The organism is Bacteroides sp. AM41-16, assembly GCF_003603495.1.
GTDB lineage: Bacteria > Bacteroidota > Bacteroidia > Bacteroidales > Bacteroidaceae > Bacteroides > Bacteroides uniformis.
In genome coordinates this window covers 212,540-231,347 of record NZ_QTNE01000002.1, presented here as the reverse complement: position 1 = coordinate 231,347, position 18,808 = coordinate 212,540, and the positions used below count along the sequence as shown (strand labels likewise).

At 48.7% G+C, this 18,808-nt stretch carries 15 protein-coding genes, 1 other RNA gene and 2 pseudogenes; 7 read left to right on the top strand and 11 right to left on the bottom strand.

What is annotated here, in order from left to right:
* Positions 1 to 6 precede the first annotated feature (6 nt).
* The 3 genes and pseudogenes from dinB to DW896_RS03405 all read right to left on the bottom strand — a co-directional run.
* Entirely contained in the window at positions 7 to 1,113 is a 1,107-nt protein-coding gene (gene dinB / locus DW896_RS03415; RefSeq protein ID WP_009038099.1) for a DNA polymerase IV, read from the bottom strand.
* Positions 1,114 to 1,144: 31 nt separating this feature from the next.
* Positions 1,145 to 1,432: pseudogene (locus DW896_RS03410) on the bottom strand (2-aminoethylphosphonate--pyruvate aminotransferase); the annotation flags it as partial.
* Positions 1,433 to 1,527: 95 nt separating this feature from the next.
* Positions 1,528 to 1,602 (bottom strand): annotated as a pseudogene (locus DW896_RS03405) (2-aminoethylphosphonate:pyruvate aminotransferase); the annotation flags it as partial.
* Between the two features lie 87 nt (positions 1,603 to 1,689).
* Between DW896_RS03405 and DW896_RS03400 the strand changes: the two are divergent.
* The 4 genes from DW896_RS03400 to DW896_RS03385 all read left to right on the top strand — a co-directional run bounded on the left by DW896_RS03400 (position 1,690) and on the right by DW896_RS03385 (position 6,661).
* Positions 1,690 to 3,630, top strand: coding sequence for a heavy metal translocating P-type ATPase (locus DW896_RS03400; RefSeq protein ID WP_119992877.1), 1,941 nt, complete (start codon positions 1,690 to 1,692; stop codon positions 3,628 to 3,630).
* A gap of 5 nt (positions 3,631 to 3,635) precedes the next feature.
* Positions 3,636 to 4,070 carry a Fur family transcriptional regulator gene (locus DW896_RS03395; protein WP_005831909.1) on the top strand — a complete coding sequence of 145 codons (435 nt, stop codon included), beginning with the start codon at positions 3,636 to 3,638 and terminating at the stop codon, positions 4,068 to 4,070.
* A 71-nt stretch (positions 4,071 to 4,141) separates the two neighbouring features.
* The gene (locus DW896_RS03390; protein WP_009038097.1) at positions 4,142 to 5,782 is read left to right on the top strand and encodes a sigma-70 family RNA polymerase sigma factor; all 1,641 of its coding nucleotides are present in this window, start codon (positions 4,142 to 4,144) and stop codon (positions 5,780 to 5,782) included.
* An 81-nt stretch (positions 5,783 to 5,863) separates the two neighbouring features.
* The gene (locus DW896_RS03385) at positions 5,864 to 6,661 is read left to right on the top strand and encodes a bifunctional 2-polyprenyl-6-hydroxyphenol methylase/3-demethylubiquinol 3-O-methyltransferase UbiG (RefSeq protein WP_009038096.1); all 798 of its coding nucleotides are present in this window, start codon (positions 5,864 to 5,866) and stop codon (positions 6,659 to 6,661) included.
* A 199-nt stretch (positions 6,662 to 6,860) separates the two neighbouring features.
* Here the strand turns inward: DW896_RS03385 and DW896_RS03380 are convergent, their stop codons facing one another.
* A complete protein-coding gene (locus tag DW896_RS03380; RefSeq protein WP_005831917.1) occupies positions 6,861 to 7,346 on the bottom strand; it encodes a helix-turn-helix domain-containing protein in 486 nt (161 codons plus the stop codon).
* A 205-nt stretch (positions 7,347 to 7,551) separates the two neighbouring features.
* Positions 7,552 to 7,950, bottom strand: a transfer-messenger RNA (tmRNA) gene (ssrA, locus tag DW896_RS03375).
* Between the two features lie 820 nt (positions 7,951 to 8,770).
* On the opposite strand from ssrA, the gene DW896_RS03370 reads away from it, so the two are divergent.
* From DW896_RS03370 to DW896_RS03360, 3 genes are all read left to right on the top strand, one after another.
* A complete protein-coding gene (locus tag DW896_RS03370; RefSeq protein WP_117713732.1) occupies positions 8,771 to 11,599 on the top strand; it encodes a beta-glucosidase in 2,829 nt (942 codons plus the stop codon).
* A gap of 101 nt (positions 11,600 to 11,700) precedes the next feature.
* Complete coding sequence (locus tag DW896_RS03365; protein WP_009038091.1) at positions 11,701 to 12,828, top strand: lactonase family protein; 1,128 nt, start codon at positions 11,701 to 11,703, stop codon at positions 12,826 to 12,828.
* Positions 12,829 to 12,898: 70 nt separating this feature from the next.
* A complete protein-coding gene (locus DW896_RS03360) occupies positions 12,899 to 13,948 on the top strand; it encodes a DUF4831 family protein (RefSeq protein WP_034529662.1) in 1,050 nt (349 codons plus the stop codon).
* A 7-nt stretch (positions 13,949 to 13,955) separates the two neighbouring features.
* On the opposite strand, the gene DW896_RS03355 is transcribed toward DW896_RS03360, so the two are convergent.
* The 6 genes from DW896_RS03355 to DW896_RS03330 all read right to left on the bottom strand — a co-directional run bounded on the left by DW896_RS03355 (position 13,956) and on the right by DW896_RS03330 (position 18,807).
* Positions 13,956 to 14,309: a PqqD family protein gene (locus tag DW896_RS03355; protein WP_005831929.1), complete on the bottom strand. Its 354-nt coding sequence runs from the start codon at positions 14,307 to 14,309 to the stop codon at positions 13,956 to 13,958.
* Positions 14,310 to 14,328: 19 nt separating this feature from the next.
* The gene (locus DW896_RS03350; RefSeq protein WP_005832845.1) at positions 14,329 to 15,720 is read right to left on the bottom strand and encodes an MFS transporter; all 1,392 of its coding nucleotides are present in this window, start codon (positions 15,718 to 15,720) and stop codon (positions 14,329 to 14,331) included.
* Between the two features lie 153 nt (positions 15,721 to 15,873).
* Positions 15,874 to 16,263: a preprotein translocase subunit SecG gene (gene secG / locus DW896_RS03345; protein ID WP_009038088.1), complete on the bottom strand. Its 390-nt coding sequence runs from the start codon at positions 16,261 to 16,263 to the stop codon at positions 15,874 to 15,876.
* A gap of 4 nt (positions 16,264 to 16,267) precedes the next feature.
* Positions 16,268 to 17,041, bottom strand: coding sequence for a hypothetical protein (locus DW896_RS03340; RefSeq protein WP_005831938.1), 774 nt, complete (start codon positions 17,039 to 17,041; stop codon positions 16,268 to 16,270).
* 4 nt (positions 17,042 to 17,045) lie between these two features.
* Positions 17,046 to 17,570 carry an LptE family protein gene (locus DW896_RS03335; protein ID WP_005831940.1) on the bottom strand — a complete coding sequence of 175 codons (525 nt, stop codon included), beginning with the start codon at positions 17,568 to 17,570 and terminating at the stop codon, positions 17,046 to 17,048.
* Positions 17,557 to 18,807: a sigma-54-dependent Fis family transcriptional regulator gene (locus DW896_RS03330; protein ID WP_005831941.1), complete on the bottom strand. Its 1,251-nt coding sequence runs from the start codon at positions 18,805 to 18,807 to the stop codon at positions 17,557 to 17,559. Before DW896_RS03330 ends, DW896_RS03335 begins: the two co-directional genes overlap by 14 nt.
* Position 18,808: the final 1 nt, after the last annotated feature.

Genomic DNA, 18,808 nt, shown 5'->3' with positions numbered 1-18,808 from the left:
ATAGCATTATTTATTTGAATGTTCCGTCTCCCAGTCACTAAATTCAAAACTCAGCTGTTCCCAGACTCCTTTCTCCTCCCCCTCTTCACGGGGGTTGGAAACGGAAAGCCCAATCAAACGGATAGGATGATGTTCATAATCCACTTCCTGCAGCAATTGCTTTGCCAAAGGCAGAATCACGTCAAGGGCAACCAGCTCCTTTGTTTGGGTCATACTGCGGGTAATCTGGCTAAAATCATGAAACTTGATTTTCAGCGTCAGCGTATTCCCGCGGAAATTGGCGTGCTCCAGTCGCCCCACCAGCTCCACTGCCGCATGGTACAGCTCTATAATGACGGATGAACGCTTGCTGATGTCCTTCTCCAACGTATGTTCGCAACCCACAGACTTGCGGATGCGGACAGCCTCTACCGGACGGGTATCGATGCCACGGGCAAAATCATAATAGACTGTCCCCACTTTGCCAAATTCGCGGGTCAGCATCTCCAAAGACTGCATGCGCAGCTGTTCCCCGTTGTGAATCCCCAAGGTGTGCATCTTCTTCGCCGTTACCGGTCCCACTCCCCAGAAACTTTCAATGGGCAGCCGGGCAACAAAGTCCAGTGCCTGGGCAGGATGTATGGTGCAAAGCCCATCCGGCTTGCGGTAGTCCGAGGCTATCTTGGCAAGAAACTTATTATAGGATATGCCGGCGGAAGCCACCAGATTCAACCTCTCCCGCACCTTCCGCTTTATCTCCTTCGCGATGTCTACAGCCAATGGAATGCCCGGTTTATTCTCCGTCACATCCAAAAAAGCCTCGTCCAGCGAAATGGGCTCGATGACATCCGTATATTCATGAAAGATTTCGTGTATCTGGCGGGAAACGGATTTGTAGACTTCCATCCGTCCCGGGATAAAGATAAGTTGGGGGCACAGCTGCTTTGCCTTCAGTGACGACATGGCAGAACGCACCCCGAAACGCCGTGCCTCGTAACTGGCTGCCGCCACCACTCCCCGTTCCTCCGCATGGCCCACGGCAATGGGCTTGCCCCGCAATGCAGGATTATCACGCTGTTCTACGGAGGCGTAGAATGCGTCCATATCGATGTGTATAATTTTTCGTCCAGTCATTCTTCTTTCAACTCCCCGATACAAAGATACACTAATTTTTCTTCATCCGAAGTATCCGCCGATAGACATAAATGAAGGCTGGTATTAAAAAGGCATCTGCAAAAATCCATGCAGTAGGGTCACCAAAACAAACAGCCAGACAACCGAAGGCTGGAACAGCCAGTAGGCTGACCAGTATCCGGGCAATCATCTCCAAGACACCGGAAAGCATGGCAAGATTGGTATATCCCACCCCCTGGATAGTGTATCGCAGGATGCAGAGCAGTCTCCAAACCGGGAAAAAAGAAACGGAAATGTATAGGAACAACTCCGTATTCTTCCATTTCTCTGGATGTTGCCATAAATCTAATACCTCCGAAATTGGGTGTAAAAATAGGGAAAGATAGCGTTTAACTCGCGAATTACCTCTATCAGCTACCGGAAATCTTCGGGATGAACATCTCCGATATTGCCGATACGGAAAGTGTCGGCTTGCGAAATCTTTCCCGGACATTCCGGAAATTTTCACTTTGCAACCAAGTTGCATCTCCTTTCCGCTACCTTTGCTGCAGAAAATAGAAAATAAGAGGAAACAATATGAGTTGCAAATGCTGCTGCACACACGGACATACAGCGATACAAGAAAAAAGAAACAGTCTGCTGAAAGATTATTGGAGAATCATCCTCTCCACCCTATTACTTTTCGGAAGTCTCATCCTGAATGCTACTGACGCCACCTTCTTCAAGGGAGAGTATGTACCTTTTATATGGTACTTGCTTGCCTATCTCCCCGTAGGCCTCCCGGTGATGAGGGAAGCCTGGGAAAGCATCCTGCAAAAGAACGTGTTCAGCGAATTCACCCTTATGTCCATCGCCACCCTCGGCGCCTTCTATATAGGCGAATATCCCGAAGGCGTTGCCGTCATGCTCTTCTACTCCTTGGGAGAGCTCTTTCAGGACAAAGCCGTAGACAAAGCCAAGCGTAACATCAGCGCCCTGCTCGACGTACGTCCCGAAACGGCAACGGTCATCAGAAACGGCAGTACGCTTGTCGAAGCTCCCCAACGTGTGCAGGTAGGCGAAACCATCGAAGTAAAAGCCGGAGAGCGCGTCCCCCTGGACGGAACGATGCTGGACGAAGTTGCCGCCTTCAACACCTCTGCACTGACGGGAGAAAGTGTTCCCCGCAACATCCGCCAGGGCGGGGAAGTGCTTGCCGGAATGATTGCGACCGACAAAGTCGTACGCATCCAAGTCACCAAACCCTTCGAGAAAAGTGCTCTTTCCCGTATATTGGAACTGGTGCAGAATGCCTCCGAGCGCAAAGCGCCGGCAGAACTTTTCATCCGTAAGTTTGCCCGTATCTATACGCCCGCCGTCACCGGACTGGCGGCATTGATTGTACTGCTCCCCTTCCTCTATTCGCTGGCAGATGCACAATTCTCGTTCATCTTCAATGACTGGCTATACAGGGCATTGGTCTTTCTGGTTATCTCCTGCCCGTGCGCCCTCGTCGTAAGCATTCCGTTAGGCTACTTCGGAGGAATCGGCGCCGCCTCCCGCCTGGGTGTCCTCTTCAAAGGTGGCAACTACCTCGATGCCATCACCCAAGTCAACACGGTGGTATTCGACAAGACGGGTACGCTGACCAAAGGCACCTTCGATGTACAATCCTGCCAGGCACAACCGGGAGTTACGGAAGAGAAGTTGATACAGCTTGCCGCCTCGGCAGAGCGAAACAGTACGCACCCCATAGCCAAAGCCATCATAAGCTATGCCAAACAAAGAGATATAGAGCTGATTGCCACAACGGACGTTACGGAGATTGCCGGCCACGGACTGCAAGCCACTATGGATGGAACGCGTGTCCTGGTGGGGAACACCCGCCTGCTGACTAAGTTCGGGATAGAATATCCCGATGAATTGTCATCAATTGTCGATACGATTGTGGCCTGCGCCATCGGAACAAAATATGCCGGTTATCTGTTGCTATCAGACACATTAAAGGAAGATGCCGTCAACGCCGTCAAAGAATTAAAAGCTTTAAATATCAATAATATTCAGATATTATCGGGAGACAAACAAGCCATTGTTACTAACTTTGCAGAAAAGCTAGGCATCACCCAGGCATACGGAAACCTGCTGCCGGACGGAAAGGTGAAGCACATCGAGGCACTCCGCAGCAACCCTGCCAACCGAATAGCCTTTGTGGGCGACGGCATCAATGATGCCCCGGTTCTTGCCCTTAGCCATGTGGGCATCGCCATGGGCGGACTTGGCAGCGATGCCGCCATCGAAACCGCCGATGTAGTGATACAGACAGACCAGCCTTCGAGAGTGGCCACCGCCATTCATGCGGGCAGGCAAACCCACCGGATTGTCTGGCAGAACATCTCGCTGGCTTTCGGAGTGAAGCTGCTTGTCCTCATCCTCGGTGCCGGTGGAATCGCTACACTTTGGGAAGCTGTCTTTGCCGACGTAGGCGTCGCCCTCATTGCGATAGTGAACGCCATACGCATACAAAAACTTATTAAATAGAAAAAATGGAAGAAAAGAAATATTTGGACCTATTGGCCAAAAGGGACATACAGCCCACTGCCATCCGCATCCTGGTATTGCGCACCATGATGCAGGCAGGCCGTTCCGTCTCATTGCTCGACCTTGAAACCATGCTGGATACGGTGGACAAATCCACCATCTTCCGTACCCTTACCCTATTCCTCTCCCATCATCTGATACACAGTATAGATGACGGGACGGGTTCCTTCAAGTATGCCGTGTGCAGCGACAGTTGCTCTTGCGACGTAAGCGACCTGCACACCCATTTCCATTGCGAGAAATGCAACAAAACCTTCTGCTTCACCAACATTCCCACTCCGGTGGTGAAGCTGCCTCAAGGATTTACACTGAACAGCATCAACTATGTACTGAAAGGCATTTGTCCGGACTGTGCAGCAGAAGTCAACCGGGAGGCTTAGTTAAAAAATAAAAATCCATGCAGTCATTCATGTTCTTCTCTATCCTTAAGAAATAACATTGAGACAAACACATGGATACAAAAGCTCTTGTCACTTTATGCCAGAAGGGAAACGGGCAGGCCTTGAGCCTGCTCTACGAAAACTATTCAGAGAAAATGCTGAAAGTATGCCTACGCTATATTCCCGACCCAACGATAGCCCAAGATCTTCTTCACGACGGTTTTGTCATCATATTCACTTCCATTCATTCGCTGCGCAACCCGGAGAAACTGGAATACTGGATGAAAAAGATTATGAGAAACCTGGCACTGCAATACCTCAACCATGCCAATGCCAACCCCACCATCCCATTGACAGATATTCCGGAAGAGGAAGAGCCTGCTGAAAATCCTTTTTGTCCGGATTTCATTTCGTACGATAAGATGCTGGATATAGTGGAGAGCCTTCCGGAGGGCTACTGCAAGGTATTTAAACTGGCAGTACTGGAAGGATTGTCCCACAAAGAAATCGGAGATTTACTGGGTATAGCGCCACACTCCTCTTCCTCCCAATTGTTCCGGGCGAAAATTTTACTTAAAAAGATGCTGGCAGGATACCGTGTATTCATTGTTTTGACAGTATTGCTTCTCTTTCCAACGCTGTATGACTATCTGTACAGAGAGAAAAAGAGTATCAGGGAAAACCGTTTGTCCAAAGTTTCTTCCAGGCAAGCCGGGAGTACGCAACAAACAAAGAAAACCGATACTCCCCGAACCGGCGAACAATGCCATACTAAAGAAAATCTGAACAAAAGGGAACGAATCATCCCTCCCGTTCCAGTTTCCACAGAATGGCCCCTTGCCATACCCACAATGAAAGATAGTATCCACAAATATCCCATACCTTCTCCATTCACCGGACAGACCATCACCAACCGGCAGATGGCTTTCGCCTCCTCCCCTTCCCTGATGCCGCCAACCCGCAAGAAGAAATCCGGAAAATGGAAGTTGATGCTGGCTGGTTCACTCGGACCGCAACTGGCACAGAACTTATATAAGCTGATTGCCACTCCACATACCGACGGCATTTCAAGTGACTTCCCTCAACAAGTCAGCACGTGGGAAGAGTATTATTCTTATCTGCACACCCGCTATCAGCAGGGTACTCTGGGAAAAGATTCCATCGGACTCATGCAGATTGCCCAGAATAACAGCGGCAGGATTGTTGAGAACCAGCAGCATCATGCCCCCATCGTCGTGGGACTCTCTCTCAGCAAGAAATTGAATGAGCGTTGGAGTCTGGAAACCGGATTGCAATATACGCTTCTCAGGTCGGAGTTCACTACCGGCGAAGCATTCCGCATTCAAGACAACCAGAAGCTACATTATATCGGCATTCCTCTCCGGCTTTCCTACCGTTTCTGGCATTACAAACGTTTCTCCGGTTATGCCACGGCAGGCATGCAGGTGGATATCCCCATAAAAGGGACACTCCAAAGCTTCCATGTCACGGACAGTATTCCACACAAGCTCGACAGCCAGCCGGTAAGTGCTCCCTGGCAGTGGTCGGTCAACACAAGTATAGGCATACAATATCGCCTCACACCCCAGGCAGGCATCTATCTGGAGCCGACTGTAAACTATTATATCCCCGACGGCAGCCAACTGCGCACCATCCGAAAGGAACACCCGTTCACATTCACCCTCCCGGTAGGCCTCCGCATTTCCTGGTAAAAAAACGATGCGCCACGCAGTCTTTTACCCGACTGATTATCTATTTATATGGATAATTAAACTCAAGAAGGAACAAAGAACATGCAGAAACGACATACCGACCGGGAAAGCTACTTTGATGAACAGTCACAGACCAGCAAGAACTATTATATCCCCTACATAAAGGAAGTCATCGGACACATCCCCGATAAAGTGCTGGAAGTGGGCTGTGGAGAGGGAGGCAATCTGCTTCCCTTTGCCAAAGCCGGTTGCCGGGTGATGGGCGTAGACATTGATGCCATGCGAATAGAGCAAGCCAGGACCTTCTTCACCCAAAGGCATCAGCAGGGACAGTTCATTGCCACCGACATTTTCCAGCTTGAGGACAAGGCTACGAATTTTCCCCTGATTCTTCTACACGATGTGATAGAGCATATCAGAGACAAAGAACGGTTCCTCTCCGGCCTACAAAAACATTTGTCTGCCGACGGAGCTGTATTTGTAGGATTTCCCGCCTGGCAAATGCCATTCGGAGGCCACCAGCAGATAGCACACAGCCACATTGTTTCACATTTCCCTTTTCTCCACCTCCTTCCCCGCACTTTATACAGATGGATATTAAGACTATGCGGTGAGCAGGAACGCGTAATCACGGAGCTACTGGATATAAAGAGCACCGGATGCACCATCGAACTGTTCAATCGCATCGCCCGGCAAGCCAACTATCAAATCATTGACCGGAGACTGTACCTTATAAACCCACATTATAAAATCAAATTCGGCTTGTCCCCACGAAGGCTCAACGGAGTTATTGCTGCTATCCCGTACATAAGAAACTTCTTTTGTACAAGTTGCTTTTACATATTAAAGAAAGGGACTAAAACTGTTAATCACTACTGATTTCCCAGCTTTAGAATTGATTCCGAACCATCAATTTAAGATTATATATTCAGAAGAAACCATTAAATTTCTGAATAGCCCTGATGAAAGAGGGTGTGTAGAAACCCTCATAAACTAAAAAATCACCCTCGCTGCAGATGGTTGTAGCGAAGGTGATTTCAATAAAAGGGGAACTTGCACTTCCTCCCTTTTAATGTTTTTACATCGTTACTTGGTTCATTACAGCCTCGTCAGGTGTCGTTCCTATTTCATCGGCAAATAATATGTGGGTGATAGACCCTCTCGGGGTCGGAGTTTCGATTTTAATTCTTTGACCTTGGTACATCTCCGGAATATCCACCAGCTTACATCTATGGGCTTCGTTATTGCCAAAACTGACATAATAATCTTCCCCTATTACCAGCTTTACAGGTTTACGTTGAGAGAAATGAGTCGGACAAACAGAGCTATCCACTTTTATATCTATCACAAAACCAAGAGCGGATGTTACCTTAGATAGTATATCAATGCTCACATTATAAGCCCCTTTCTCTATCTTGGCTATATTAACACGATTAACACCACAAAGATTAGCCAATTCCTCTTGGGTCATATTTCTCTTCTTGCGAAGAATGGCTAACCGGTTACCAATCCGTTCACGTTCTTTCAAAATCTTCTCTGTACATTTTCCTTCGTGAATTTTCATAAATCTGTTGCAGAATTTAAAGTGTTGCCCCCACTTCTAATAGTTATTGATTTTTGAACAGACAAAAGTAGATATTAATTTTGAATTGTAGCACATTTACTACAACTGTTTTCTAAATGAATATAAAAGGTAGGGGGAGTAGAAGAAAAGAAAAAGCCCCTGAATTACTGGAATTCAAGGACTTACAAACTTCTTTTTACTATTTCCGTGGAGCTGGAGGGAATCGAACCCTCGTCCAAACGAGGAAATCATAAGCTTTCTACATGCTTATCTTTGCCTAAATTTTCGTGCAGCGGCAGAACCAAAGCCATCAACCGTTGCCTTATCCTCTAAATTTTCACCCGCGCCACGAGGCTGACACGAACTATCCCCGATTTGACTGCACCACTTTATCGGAATGCTTCGGAGCAACAGCTTCCGAGTGATGTCACGTCCCAGCACCTGGTGCCGGGATTAAGCTTCAATCTACTATACTTCGATTAAGCAGCGAGAGCGTAACGAGTTTCGCCAGATAAAATTTTGAGGACTGAGATTAAAGTGCAAATCAACGACGCACTGCATGCTTACTTACCATTTCTGCCCGCTGTCAAATCCAGTCAACCCCATGACTTTGTAACGGTCTGAAATTTAAAAGATTGCGTAACTCATTGCTAAGTAGGGAGGGTGAAAAAGGGATAAATGCTACTTTATTTTTCATCCTCTACCGCTTTCTTTGGCCCAAAGATACATATTCTTTTATTAGCAATCACCATATATTTACAAATATTAGCTAATACTGACTTTTCGTGATAAAAACAATAATCTTCCATACATAGAATATGTGCACCCCATTGTCATCAATGTTCAAACAGCTACCAAAGCCAGTATCCGTTGACGGAATTACCCCCTGCAAGAGGGAATATCTATCTTCTGTAATGGATATTTGCACAAAAGAGATGGGAAGTTAACGGAAAAAGTCTCTGAAGTTAACTGAAAAACCGGAAAGAATTAAGGAAGCAATCTATCCCAAACTTTGGTTTTTCCATACCCAACCTTGGGATGTCTAAACCAAGGTTGGGTTTAGACATCCCAAGGTTGAAAAGAAAGTTCTTCCGTACAAGCAACAATTCCGTCAACAGATTCCTATTATATAAATACACCCTCGTTTAACAGATGTAGCCGTAATACTTGTATACACCGCGATTGCATCTACTTTTCAGGTTATTATAGTGTTCTCTCTTTCTTTTTAAAAGTGAATGATATGTTTCGTCTAATAATGATTTGAATTCCCCGGTAGCGTCTTGGAGGATATTTTTAGTAAGAGGAAGACCCTTCGGACAATAAAAGCCGATACTTCGGACTATTTTATCCCTTTATTTCACACATTAGCCGTATTTTTGTCAACAAAAGAAACAATAATAACCAAGAGATTTTTAGAACATATCATGAAGAACCTTATTGCCCTAACCCTGCTGCTTGGAGGAAGCACACTGCTCTGCGCACAAAAGCCTGCCAAAACACCGGCAACCTACAAGCCGGTGAAAAGTGAAATGTACCGCAAAGGTTGGATAGACTTCAACAAAAACGGAGTGAAAGACGTGTACGAAGACCCCTCCGCCCCGCTCGAAGCACGCATCGAAAACCTGCTGCAACAGATGACGCTGGACGAAAAGACCTGCCAAATGGTCACCCTCTACGGCTACAAACGCGTACTGAAAGACGACCTCCCCACCCCCGAATGGAAAGAGCTGCTCTGGAAAGACGGTATCGGCGCCATCGACGAACACCTGAACGGCTTCCAGCAATGGGGGCTGCCTCCCTCGGACAATGCCTACGTCTGGCCCGCCTCGCGCCACGCCTGGGCACTGAACGAGGTGCAACGGTTCTTTGTGGAAGATACCCGTCTCGGCATCCCCGTAGACTTTACCAACGAAGGCATACGCGGCGTGGAAAGCTACCGCGCCACCAACTTCCCCACCCAACTGGGACTGGGACATACCTGGAACCGTGAACTGATTCGCCAAGTAGGACTCATCACCGGACGCGAAGCCCGCATGCTGGGCTACACCAACGTCTACGCCCCCATCCTCGACGTAGGACGCGACCAGCGCTGGGGACGCTACGAAGAAGTTTACGGCGAATCTCCCTACCTCGTAGCCGAACTGGGCATCGAAATGGTGCGCGGCTTGCAGCACAACCACCAAGTGGCCGCCACCGGCAAGCACTTTGCCGCTTACAGTAACAACAAAGGCGCCCGCGAAGGCATGGCACGCGTGGACCCGCAAATGTCGCCGCGCGAAGTGGAAAACATACACATCTACCCCTTCAAACGCGTCATCCGGGAAGCTGGCATGCTGGGCGTAATGAGTTCGTACAACGATTACGACGGCATCCCCGTACAGGGCAGCTACTACTGGCTCACCACCCGCCTGCGTGGCGAAATGGGATTCCGTGGCTACGTCGTATCCGACAGTGACGCCGTAGAATACCTCTACACCAAGCACGGCACCGCCAAAGACATGAAAGAAGCCGTCCGCCAAAGCGTGGAAGCCGGGCTGAACGTACGCTGTACCTTCCGCTCGCCCGACTCCTTCGTCCTTCCCCTCCGCGAACTGGTGAAGGAAGGCGGACTGAGCGAAGAAGTCATTAACGACCGTGTGCGCGACATCCTCCGGGTAAAGTTCCTCATCGGTCTGTTCGATGCCCCCTACCAGACAGACCTTGCCGGTGCCGACCGTGAAGTGGAAAAAGAAGAGAACGAAGCCATCGCCTTGCAGGCATCCCGCGAGTCCATCGTTCTGCTGAAGAATGCCGGTGAGCTGTTGCCCTTAGACATCAACTCCACCAAGAAGATTGCCGTCTGTGGTCCCAATGCCAATGAAGAAGGCTACGCGCTGACCCATTACGGCCCACTTGCCGTAGAAGTGACCACTGTGCTGGAAGGCATTCAAGAAAAGACAAAAGGCAAGGCAGAGGTGCTCTACACCAAAGGCTGCGACCTGGTGGACGCCCACTGGCCCGAAAGTGAAATCATAGACTATCCGCTGACCGACGACGAACAAGCCGAGATAGACAAAGCCGTAGAAAATGCCCGTCAAGCTGATGTTGCCATCGTAGTATTGGGCGGCGGACAACGCACCTGCGGCGAAAACAAATCGCGTACCAGCCTCGACCTGCCCGGCCGGCAGTTGCAACTGCTTCAAGCCATACAAGCCACGGGCAAGCCCGTCGTACTGATACTCATCAACGGACGCCCGCTCTCCATCAACTGGGCAGACAAGTTCGTCCCCGCCATCCTCGAAGCCTGGTATCCCGGCTCCAAAGGCGGAACAGCCCTGGCCGACATCCTCTTCGGCGACTACAACCCCGGTGGAAAGCTGACGGTGACCTTCCCCAAGACCGTAGGGCAAATCCCCTTCAACTTCCCCTGCAAGCCTTCTTCACAGATAGACGGCGGTAAGAATCCGGGACCTACGGGCAACATGTCACGCATCAACGGAGCACTCTACCCCTTCGGTTACGGCTTGAGCTACACCACCTTCGAGTACTCCGACCTCGACATCACCCCCCGAGTCATCACCCCGAACGAGTCTGCCACCGTCCGCCTGAAGGTGACCAACACCGGCAAACGTGCCGGAGATGAAGTAGTGCAGCTCTATATCCGCGACGTACTGAGCAGCATCACCACCTACGAAAAGAATCTTGCAGGCTTCCAGCGCATCCACCTCGAACCGGGCGAAGCCCAGGAGCTGTCCTTCACCATCGACCGCAAGCACCTGGAGCTTCTGGACGCCGACATGAAATGGGTGGTGGAACCCGGCGACTTCGTGCTCATGGCCGGCGCCTCTTCCGAAGACATCCGCCTGAACGGAACGCTGACCGTAGAAGACTACCAGACCCGTGCCAAAGCCATTGAAGCCCAAAAACCAGCAAAGCGTGTGAGTGCCAGCACCAACCCAGAGGATGCCGAAAACGTGCTCGACGAAAAAATCAATACCGCATGGCAAGGAAATAAGGGAGATTATATTACCTTTGCCTTGAAGAACGGAGCCAAGGTAGATAAAGTTGCCATTGCCTTTACACGTGACAACAACCTGCCGGCAACCTTCGAAATCCAGCTCTCGGGCGGTGGCGGACAGTTCCTCACCGTATATTCGGGCACCGTCAGCGAATACGGCAAACTGATTTCCTATCCGTTCAAAGGCACTACCGCCAGCGACCTCCGCATCGTGCTGAACGATGACCGCGTCAGTATTGCCGAAGTTAAATTTTAATGTGCTAATGTGCCAATATGCTAATGTACCAATGACCATGCAGCATATACAGCGCAGCCAATTAGCACATTAGCATATTGGCACATTAACACATTAAATTAATGAAAACACTTCTTTTCTGTATGCTCGGATTAGGTTTGACAGCATGTGGCTCTTCTCCAAAGGGCACTAACGGTGACCAGGACGAACTCGCCATGCTAATAGGTACTTACACGAATGGCTCAAGCAAGGGTATCTATACCTTCCGCTTTAATCAGGAGACGGGAACAGCCGTTCCGCTCAGTTCAGCGGCATTGCCCAATCCCTCCTACCTCGTCCCCTCGGGAGATGGCGAATTTGTCTATGCCGTCAGTGAAATGAACGACAGCACAGCAGCCCTCAGCTCCCTTTCCTTAGACCGGGAAACGGGAGAACTGCGCCTGCTGAACACCGTTCCCACCTTCGGCGCCGACCCCTGCTACGTGGCCACCAATGGCCGGGAAGTGTTGACTGCCAACTACAGCGGTGGAACCATGTCCGTCTTTCCTTTACAGAAAGACGGCACTTTGGCTCCTGCAGACACGCTCTTTCAAGGCTCTGCCACCGGTCCCGACGCCATACGGCAAGCCACTCCCCACATCCATTGCACGGTCTTTTCACCGGACGGAAAGTATATCTTCGCCACCGACTTCAGTGCCGACCGCATCCTGCGCTTTGTGATGCACCCCGACAACCCTATTCCTCATGCTTCTCTGGAAGCCGTTGGCATTGAGGCAGATTCCGGCCCGCGCCATCTGACATTTAGCCCTAACGGGAAGTTTGCCTATCTCATCACCGAACTGTCCGGTAAGGTCATTGCCTTCAGTTACGACGACGGCTGCCTGGAACAGATACAGACTATCACAGCCGACACCGTAGCCGCCCGTGGAAGTGCAGACATCCACCTCAGTCCGGATGGGAAATACCTCTACGCCAGCAACCGTCTGAAAGAAGACGGCATCGCCATCTTTGCCGTGAATCCCGAAAATGGGACCTTGGCAAAGGTAGGTTATCAGCCCACCGGCATCCATCCCCGCAACTTCAACATCACGCCCAACGGTAAATACTTGCTTGCCGCCTGCCGCGACAGCAATGTCATTCAGGTATACAAACGAAACGAAGTTACCGGACTCTTGGAAGATACTCATCAGGACATTGTAGTCGACATGCCGGTTTGCGTACAGTTCGTCAGCTCTGTTAATAATTTATAAAGCAATATTTAGCAAAGATAACTTCATTAACTTTGTCCCTTAGCTAAATCAGTCTAAACGAATGTACATTATGAAGAAGAATATATTGATGCTCTCAGCTCTGTTCTTGTCTACCACTGCCCTGGCGCAAACAGACGTAACCACCGGTGTGATGCGTGGCAAAGACTACGGAGTGACCTATATGTTACCCAAAACAGAAATAGAAATCGTATTGCAAGCCACCAAGCATACCTACACTCCCGGAGAATTTTGCAGATATGCCGACCGCTATCTGCGTCTCAACAACGTGTCTGCCGAACCCGAGGAGTTCTGGACACTGGATAAGATAGAAACCCGCATAGCCGGTGTACCGGATAAGGACAACGTCTATTTCGTGAAGATGAAAGACAAGACCGTAGCACCCCTTATGGAGCTTACCGAAGACGGAATTGTCCGCTCCATCAACATTCCGTTCAGCGGTAAGCCTGCTGCCAAGACGCCCGAAGCCAAAGCCACCGAAAGCAGCATTGACCCACGCAGTTTTCTGACGGAAGAAATACTGATGTCCAACTCCAGTGCCAAGATGGCCGAGCTGGTGGCCAAGGAAATATACAGCATCCGCGAAAGCAAGAATGCCCTCCTGCGCGGCGAAGCAGACAATATGCCCAAGGACGGCGCCCAACTCAAGCTGATGCTTGACAATCTGAACCAGCAGGAAACGGCTATGACGGAAATGTTCTCGGGCAAAATAAAGAAAGAACCCAAGACATTCACCATCCGGCTGACGCCTAAAGAGATGAAAGATGAGGTGGCTTTCCGTTTTTCCCGAAAGCTGGGAGTGGTGGCCAATAATGACCTTGCCGGTGAACCGTATTATATCAGCGTCACCGACCTCAAAAGTCCCGATGTATCTGCCACCGAGGAAGGCAAAAAGAAAGTGGACGGTGTAGCCTATAACCTTCCGGGCAAGGCACAAGTGACATTGATGTATAACAATAAGAAATTGTTTGACGACCAACTTCCCATTACCCAATTCGGCACCGTAGAATACCTCGCACCGGTACTGTTCAACAAGAATTCTACCATCAAAGTGCTGTTTGATACGGCAACGGGAGGATTGATAAAAGTGGATAGGGAATAAAGGAATTCTAATTCCGGATTGTCAACTGGATAAATCCATCCTTACGCAACTGCATTACGTAGGCGGTGACCCGGGGAATATAATTCTCTTCCTCCCCAAAGTGCCTGGCAAGTAGAGAGATGATTTCGCGCACGGTACGATGTCCATCTATCAGATTCCAGACAGCTGTACCGTGTTCTTCCAGCCTCACATGGATGTCAGGAGACATCCCCTTCGGCAATAAAAAACGACGCATCCATTCGTATTTAAACCGTGGGTAGGCGAGTACGGCGCACTCACCTTCCCATTCGGTTGTTATATGTCCACAGCGGACCGGAACAGCGTCCAACAGACTTACTTTTCCTTCGGGTATTTCCATCATACGGTATCCGCTTTTCCTATTATTTCTGAATATTAGGCTCTTCCAGCTTATAACCATACTTCTTGTCTGCCTTCTTCAGCAGTAGAGCCACTATAAGGGACAAGCAGGCAATACCGGTAAAAATGCACATAGGCACCGTATAGTCATACATATTCGTTCCATCTGGTTTCTTGCCGGATATACAATAGGCATCAAGCACCCACCCTATCAATGTAGGAATACCCCAAAGACCGATATTCTGGATAAAGAAAATCAATGCGTATGCCGTACCCAACTGGCTTACCGGGAATATCTTGGCCACAGCCGGCCACATGGCAGAAGGTACCAGCGAGAAAGCGATACCCAAAATTATCATCAGCACAATAGCTACCAGCCAATAGTTTATATCGGGAATAGCATAAATGAAATGCACACATATCAGCATGGCCGAGCCCAGCAGCATGATAGATGCGGACTTGCCCCGCTTGTCAATGAAACCACCAAAGACCGGAGTCAGAATCAGCGCTCCCAATGCCGGAAGTCCGGCAAATGTACCGGCCACATTCTCATTGATACCGTATTTGATAATCATCAACTCGGAAGCAAACTTCTGGAATGGGAATACACAAGAGTAGAACAATACACACAGCAATGCTATCAGCCAGAAACCGGGATTGACCAGAATATTCTTCACATCCTTAAAAGAGAACTTCTCTTCCTCATCTTCCGTACCGGCAGCAATGGCAGCAGCTTCCATCTGTTTGTCCAGCTTCTTGTCCATCACTGCAAAAATGAAGAAAGCAATCATACCGCCCAACAACAGAACCAAACCCAACAACACCGGTGTGGAAATACCGAAAGCACGGGCCAAAGGAATGGCTACGGCATAACCGGCTTGCGAACCGATACGTGCTAAAGCAACTTGTACCCCCATAGCCGTGGCAAGCTCTTTCCCCTTAAACCACTTGGCTATGATTTTGGAAACTGTAATACCGGCGACCTCCGCTCCTACTCCAAAAATGGAATAACCGGCAAAAGCAACAAACACACCCGTTTTATAGCCAAATATTTCATTGATTCCGAATAAAGTCGCGTCGGCACCGGCAAGTCCCGTCATTGCATAGTATTCAAGTGCTGTACCACCTACCATCAGGATAGTTGCCAGCTTTCCGGTGAAACGGATACCAAAGCGGTCGAGGATTAATCCTCCCCAAATCAACATCAGGAAAAAAACATTCAGAAAACTATAACCACCGGTAAAGAATCCGAAGTCGGTACTCGACCAAGCCAAGTCCGTTTCCAACATTGTCTTCAACGGTGCTACCACGTCGTTTACATAATAAGCTGCCATCATCGTGAAGGCAACAATCACCAATGCCCCCCAACGGGTAGCCTTGGAATCATTCAATTTAAGTTTGAGTTGTTCTGTCATTGTACTATTTGGATTTCAATTTATTAATCAGATTGCATAAATTACTGACAAAGGTAAATAAATACTTCATCAAAACGAAAAAAGGCTGACACCTTTTCAGTATCAACCTTTCTCTTATTTTTCCAAGCGGGAGTCATCCGCAATATCCTTATCTTATTCTGCTGCAGGGGCTTCTGCTGCAGGAGCAGGAGCTTCAGCCGGAGTTGTAGCTGCAGGGGCCTCCGATTGCGGAGCTTCTGTACCTACGGGCATGTTATAAGGATTAGTTTTTTCTTCTTGTTGCGCCTGTTCCAGAATCACATCACCGCCCTTGCCTGTGGAAGAAGGAATAGTGTAAGCAGAAACAATACTGAAGACTACCATGACAGCTGCCAGAGTCCAGGTTGCTTTTTCCAAAAAGTCCGTAGTCTTGCGCACACCCATAATTTGGTTGGATGATGAAAAGCCTGATGCCAGACCACCTCCTTTAGAATTTTGAATCAATACAATGAAGCACATCAGCACAGATGCAATCAGCATTAAGATAACTAATAATAAATACATTTTGTTATTTTGATTTAGCGTTAATAATCAATTTCTCCAAAAATCTGATTTGGTCTGCAAAGTAAGCATTTTTTTTTGGATAATTCAAACTTAATTTTTTAATAATTTCAAGCGCCTTGTCATATCGGTGCTGTTTTATATAGATTTTGGCTAAAGTTTCCGTAAAACAGCTATCGTCCAACTCTTCCGTTACCGGCGATACTGAGGGTTCTTCCTCTTCTTCAGTCTCTTCCTCCTTCTCTACAAGAAACTCCCTTCTCGTATCCGAGGCATCCGAAGACTCACTCTTTTGGATAAAGTCATCTATCAATTCATGCCCGCGCAGTTTAGGCACTTCCGACTCATCTTCTGCATCCACACCGGGTTCTTCCTGCATTAAATAGGCCGTATAATCCACCGCATAATCCAGCTCCGTATGCTGTGAATGCTCTTCGGGAACAGTAGCCAGAAATGCGTCAATCAAGGAAAGGGTACGGTCCACACTCGGCTCTTTCTCCAAATCGCCGGAAAACAGCGACGAGACCTTCCGGGATTTCAAAGTATAGCGGTCACCCTCTATAAAGTAAAACAGCACACGACGGTCTGCCACATACAACACAGCCTTGCGCAACTCCGCGCCAAAGTTGATGTCGTGCAGCAGATAGAGGTTTTTCAGATAGAGCAAACGGAGCGACTGGAAATAAGGATAGCGTGCCACCAATGTGCGAAGCTCGTACAAAGTATCCCTATTCAGCGTCTCGGGATGCTGAATCCATTGTTGCAAATGGGTAGGCGTCATGAGTTTACCAGTTAGCTACAGTTGCATTGAAAATCTGTTCGGCAATGTCTTTCACCATCAAGGTTATCAGCTGGTCCTGCACTTCGGTCAGCAATTTTGAGGAATCATAGGTCTGGAAAGCCGAGAACTGCTGTTCAAAGTCCTCCTCATGGTTCGTGTTATTGGTGTAGCGCACGTTGACAGTCAGCGTCACCTTCACCTTCGAAGAGTAGCCGCTGGCATCCACCGATTCATTATATTGATTGTAGCCGGTTATTTCTCCGTCTATTTCCAGGTCTCCTCCGGAATTCACCAGTTGCAGGCGAGTCTGCTGAATGAACATATCCTTCATTTTCTGGTTAAATTCTGTTGCCAGCGGTGCATATACATACTCTGCCCGGTTCTGGAAATCGGCAATGGAAATCGTTTTTACCTTTGTATAGTCGATAGAGCTTATCGGAGCAAGTCCCAACTTCATACTACATGAATTCACCAGAAATAACAAGCTTACCAACAAGGAAGCAAATGCCGCTTTTTTAATCCAATCCATATTCTTTTATCTTTCTGTATAACGTACGCTCAGAGATATTCAAATCCTGAGCCGCACTCTTACGCTTGCCGTGATGTTTTTCAAGCGCCTTACGTATCATTTCTTTCTCCACTTCATCCAGGGAGAGTGACTCCTCCACATATTCTTCCGTATCCTGGAAATCATCGTCCACCGGAGTAACCGGCTTTACCGAAGGATGTATAATGGTGGGGACACTGGATGTTACCGGAGGTACCACCGCCGGAGTAGCCGGCGTATAGTAGGCCGATGTGGCAACCGCCGGATTGGCTACCGTTCCCCTTTCAGCCATAATCTCATGCACCAGCTTTTTCAAGTCCGTTACATCCTGGCGCATATCAAACAGAACCTGGTAGAGAATTTCCCGTTCACTCCCGAAGCTCTTGTCCTCCTTCACTCCAAACAAGGCAGGCAGGCGCTGCATATTGTTCTGCTCAGGCAGATAGCCCTTCAGTATGGATGCATTGATTTCACGATTGGTCTCAATGATGGATATCTGCTCGGTGATATTCTTCAACTGGCGCACATTACCCGGCCATGAGTAGCCCAGCAACACTTGCTTGCCGTCTTCCGTCAGCTGAATGGCAGGCATACGGTACTTTTCTGCAAAGTCCGAAGCAAACTTTCGGAACAGCAGCACCACGTCTTCACCGCGTTCGCGCAATGGAGGGACCTGAATAGGAACTGTGTTCAAACGGTAATACAAGTCTTCACGAAAACGTCCGTCAGCAATGGCTTGTGTCAAGTTTACATTGGTAGCGGCAACAATACGCACATCGGTCTTTTCCACCTTAGAAGAACCTACTTTGATGAATTCACCGCTCTCGAGCACACGCAACAAGCGTGCCTGGGTAGGCAAAGGCAATTCGCCGACTTCATCAAGGAAGATTGTTCCGCCGTTGGCCTCACCGAAATACCCCTTCCGTTCGCCGATAGCCCCGGTAAATGCGCCCTTCTCATGACCGAACAGTTCCGAGTCAATCGTCCCTTCGGGAATGGCTCCACAGTTCACGGCAATGTACTGTCCATGCTTGCGCCGGCTGTACTGGTGTATTATCTGCGGAAAGCTCTCCTTTCCCACACCACTCTCTCCGGTAATCAGTACAGACAAGTCGGTGGGCGCTACCTGGATAGCGATATCAATGGCACGCATCAGCGCTTCATTGTTGCCGATAATGCCGAAACGTAATTTTACTTGTTGTATTTCCGCTTTTGTCATT

Excerpts from the sequence above, each read along its gene's own strand:
- DW896_RS03340 (WP_005831938.1), bottom strand. The coding sequence starts at position 17,041 with ATGACGCCTACCCATTTGCAACAATGGATTCAGCATCCCGAGACGCTG.
- DW896_RS03380 (WP_005831917.1), bottom strand. The coding sequence starts at position 7,346 with ATGAAAATTCACGAAGGAAAATGTACAGAGAAGATTTTGAAAGAACGT.
- DW896_RS03365 (WP_009038091.1), top strand. The coding sequence starts at position 11,701 with ATGAAAACACTTCTTTTCTGTATGCTCGGATTAGGTTTGACAGCATGT.
- DW896_RS03395 (WP_005831909.1), top strand. The coding sequence starts at position 3,636 with ATGGAAGAAAAGAAATATTTGGACCTATTGGCCAAAAGGGACATACAG.
- DW896_RS03360 (WP_034529662.1), top strand. The coding sequence starts at position 12,899 with ATGAAGAAGAATATATTGATGCTCTCAGCTCTGTTCTTGTCTACCACT.
- DW896_RS03355 (WP_005831929.1), bottom strand. The coding sequence starts at position 14,309 with ATGATGGAAATACCCGAAGGAAAAGTAAGTCTGTTGGACGCTGTTCCG.
- DW896_RS03385 (WP_009038096.1), top strand. The coding sequence starts at position 5,864 with ATGCAGAAACGACATACCGACCGGGAAAGCTACTTTGATGAACAGTCA.
- DW896_RS03400 (WP_119992877.1), top strand. The coding sequence starts at position 1,690 with ATGAGTTGCAAATGCTGCTGCACACACGGACATACAGCGATACAAGAA.
- secG (WP_009038088.1), bottom strand. The coding sequence starts at position 16,263 with ATGTATTTATTATTAGTTATCTTAATGCTGATTGCATCTGTGCTGATG.
- DW896_RS03370 (WP_117713732.1), top strand. The coding sequence starts at position 8,771 with ATGAAGAACCTTATTGCCCTAACCCTGCTGCTTGGAGGAAGCACACTG.
- dinB (WP_009038099.1), bottom strand. The coding sequence starts at position 1,113 with ATGACTGGACGAAAAATTATACACATCGATATGGACGCATTCTACGCC.
- DW896_RS03335 (WP_005831940.1), bottom strand. The coding sequence starts at position 17,570 with ATGGATTGGATTAAAAAAGCGGCATTTGCTTCCTTGTTGGTAAGCTTG.
- DW896_RS03350 (WP_005832845.1), bottom strand. The coding sequence starts at position 15,720 with ATGACAGAACAACTCAAACTTAAATTGAATGATTCCAAGGCTACCCGT.
- DW896_RS03330 (WP_005831941.1), bottom strand. The coding sequence starts at position 18,807 with ATGACAAAAGCGGAAATACAACAAGTAAAATTACGTTTCGGCATTATC.
- DW896_RS03390 (WP_009038097.1), top strand. The coding sequence starts at position 4,142 with ATGGATACAAAAGCTCTTGTCACTTTATGCCAGAAGGGAAACGGGCAG.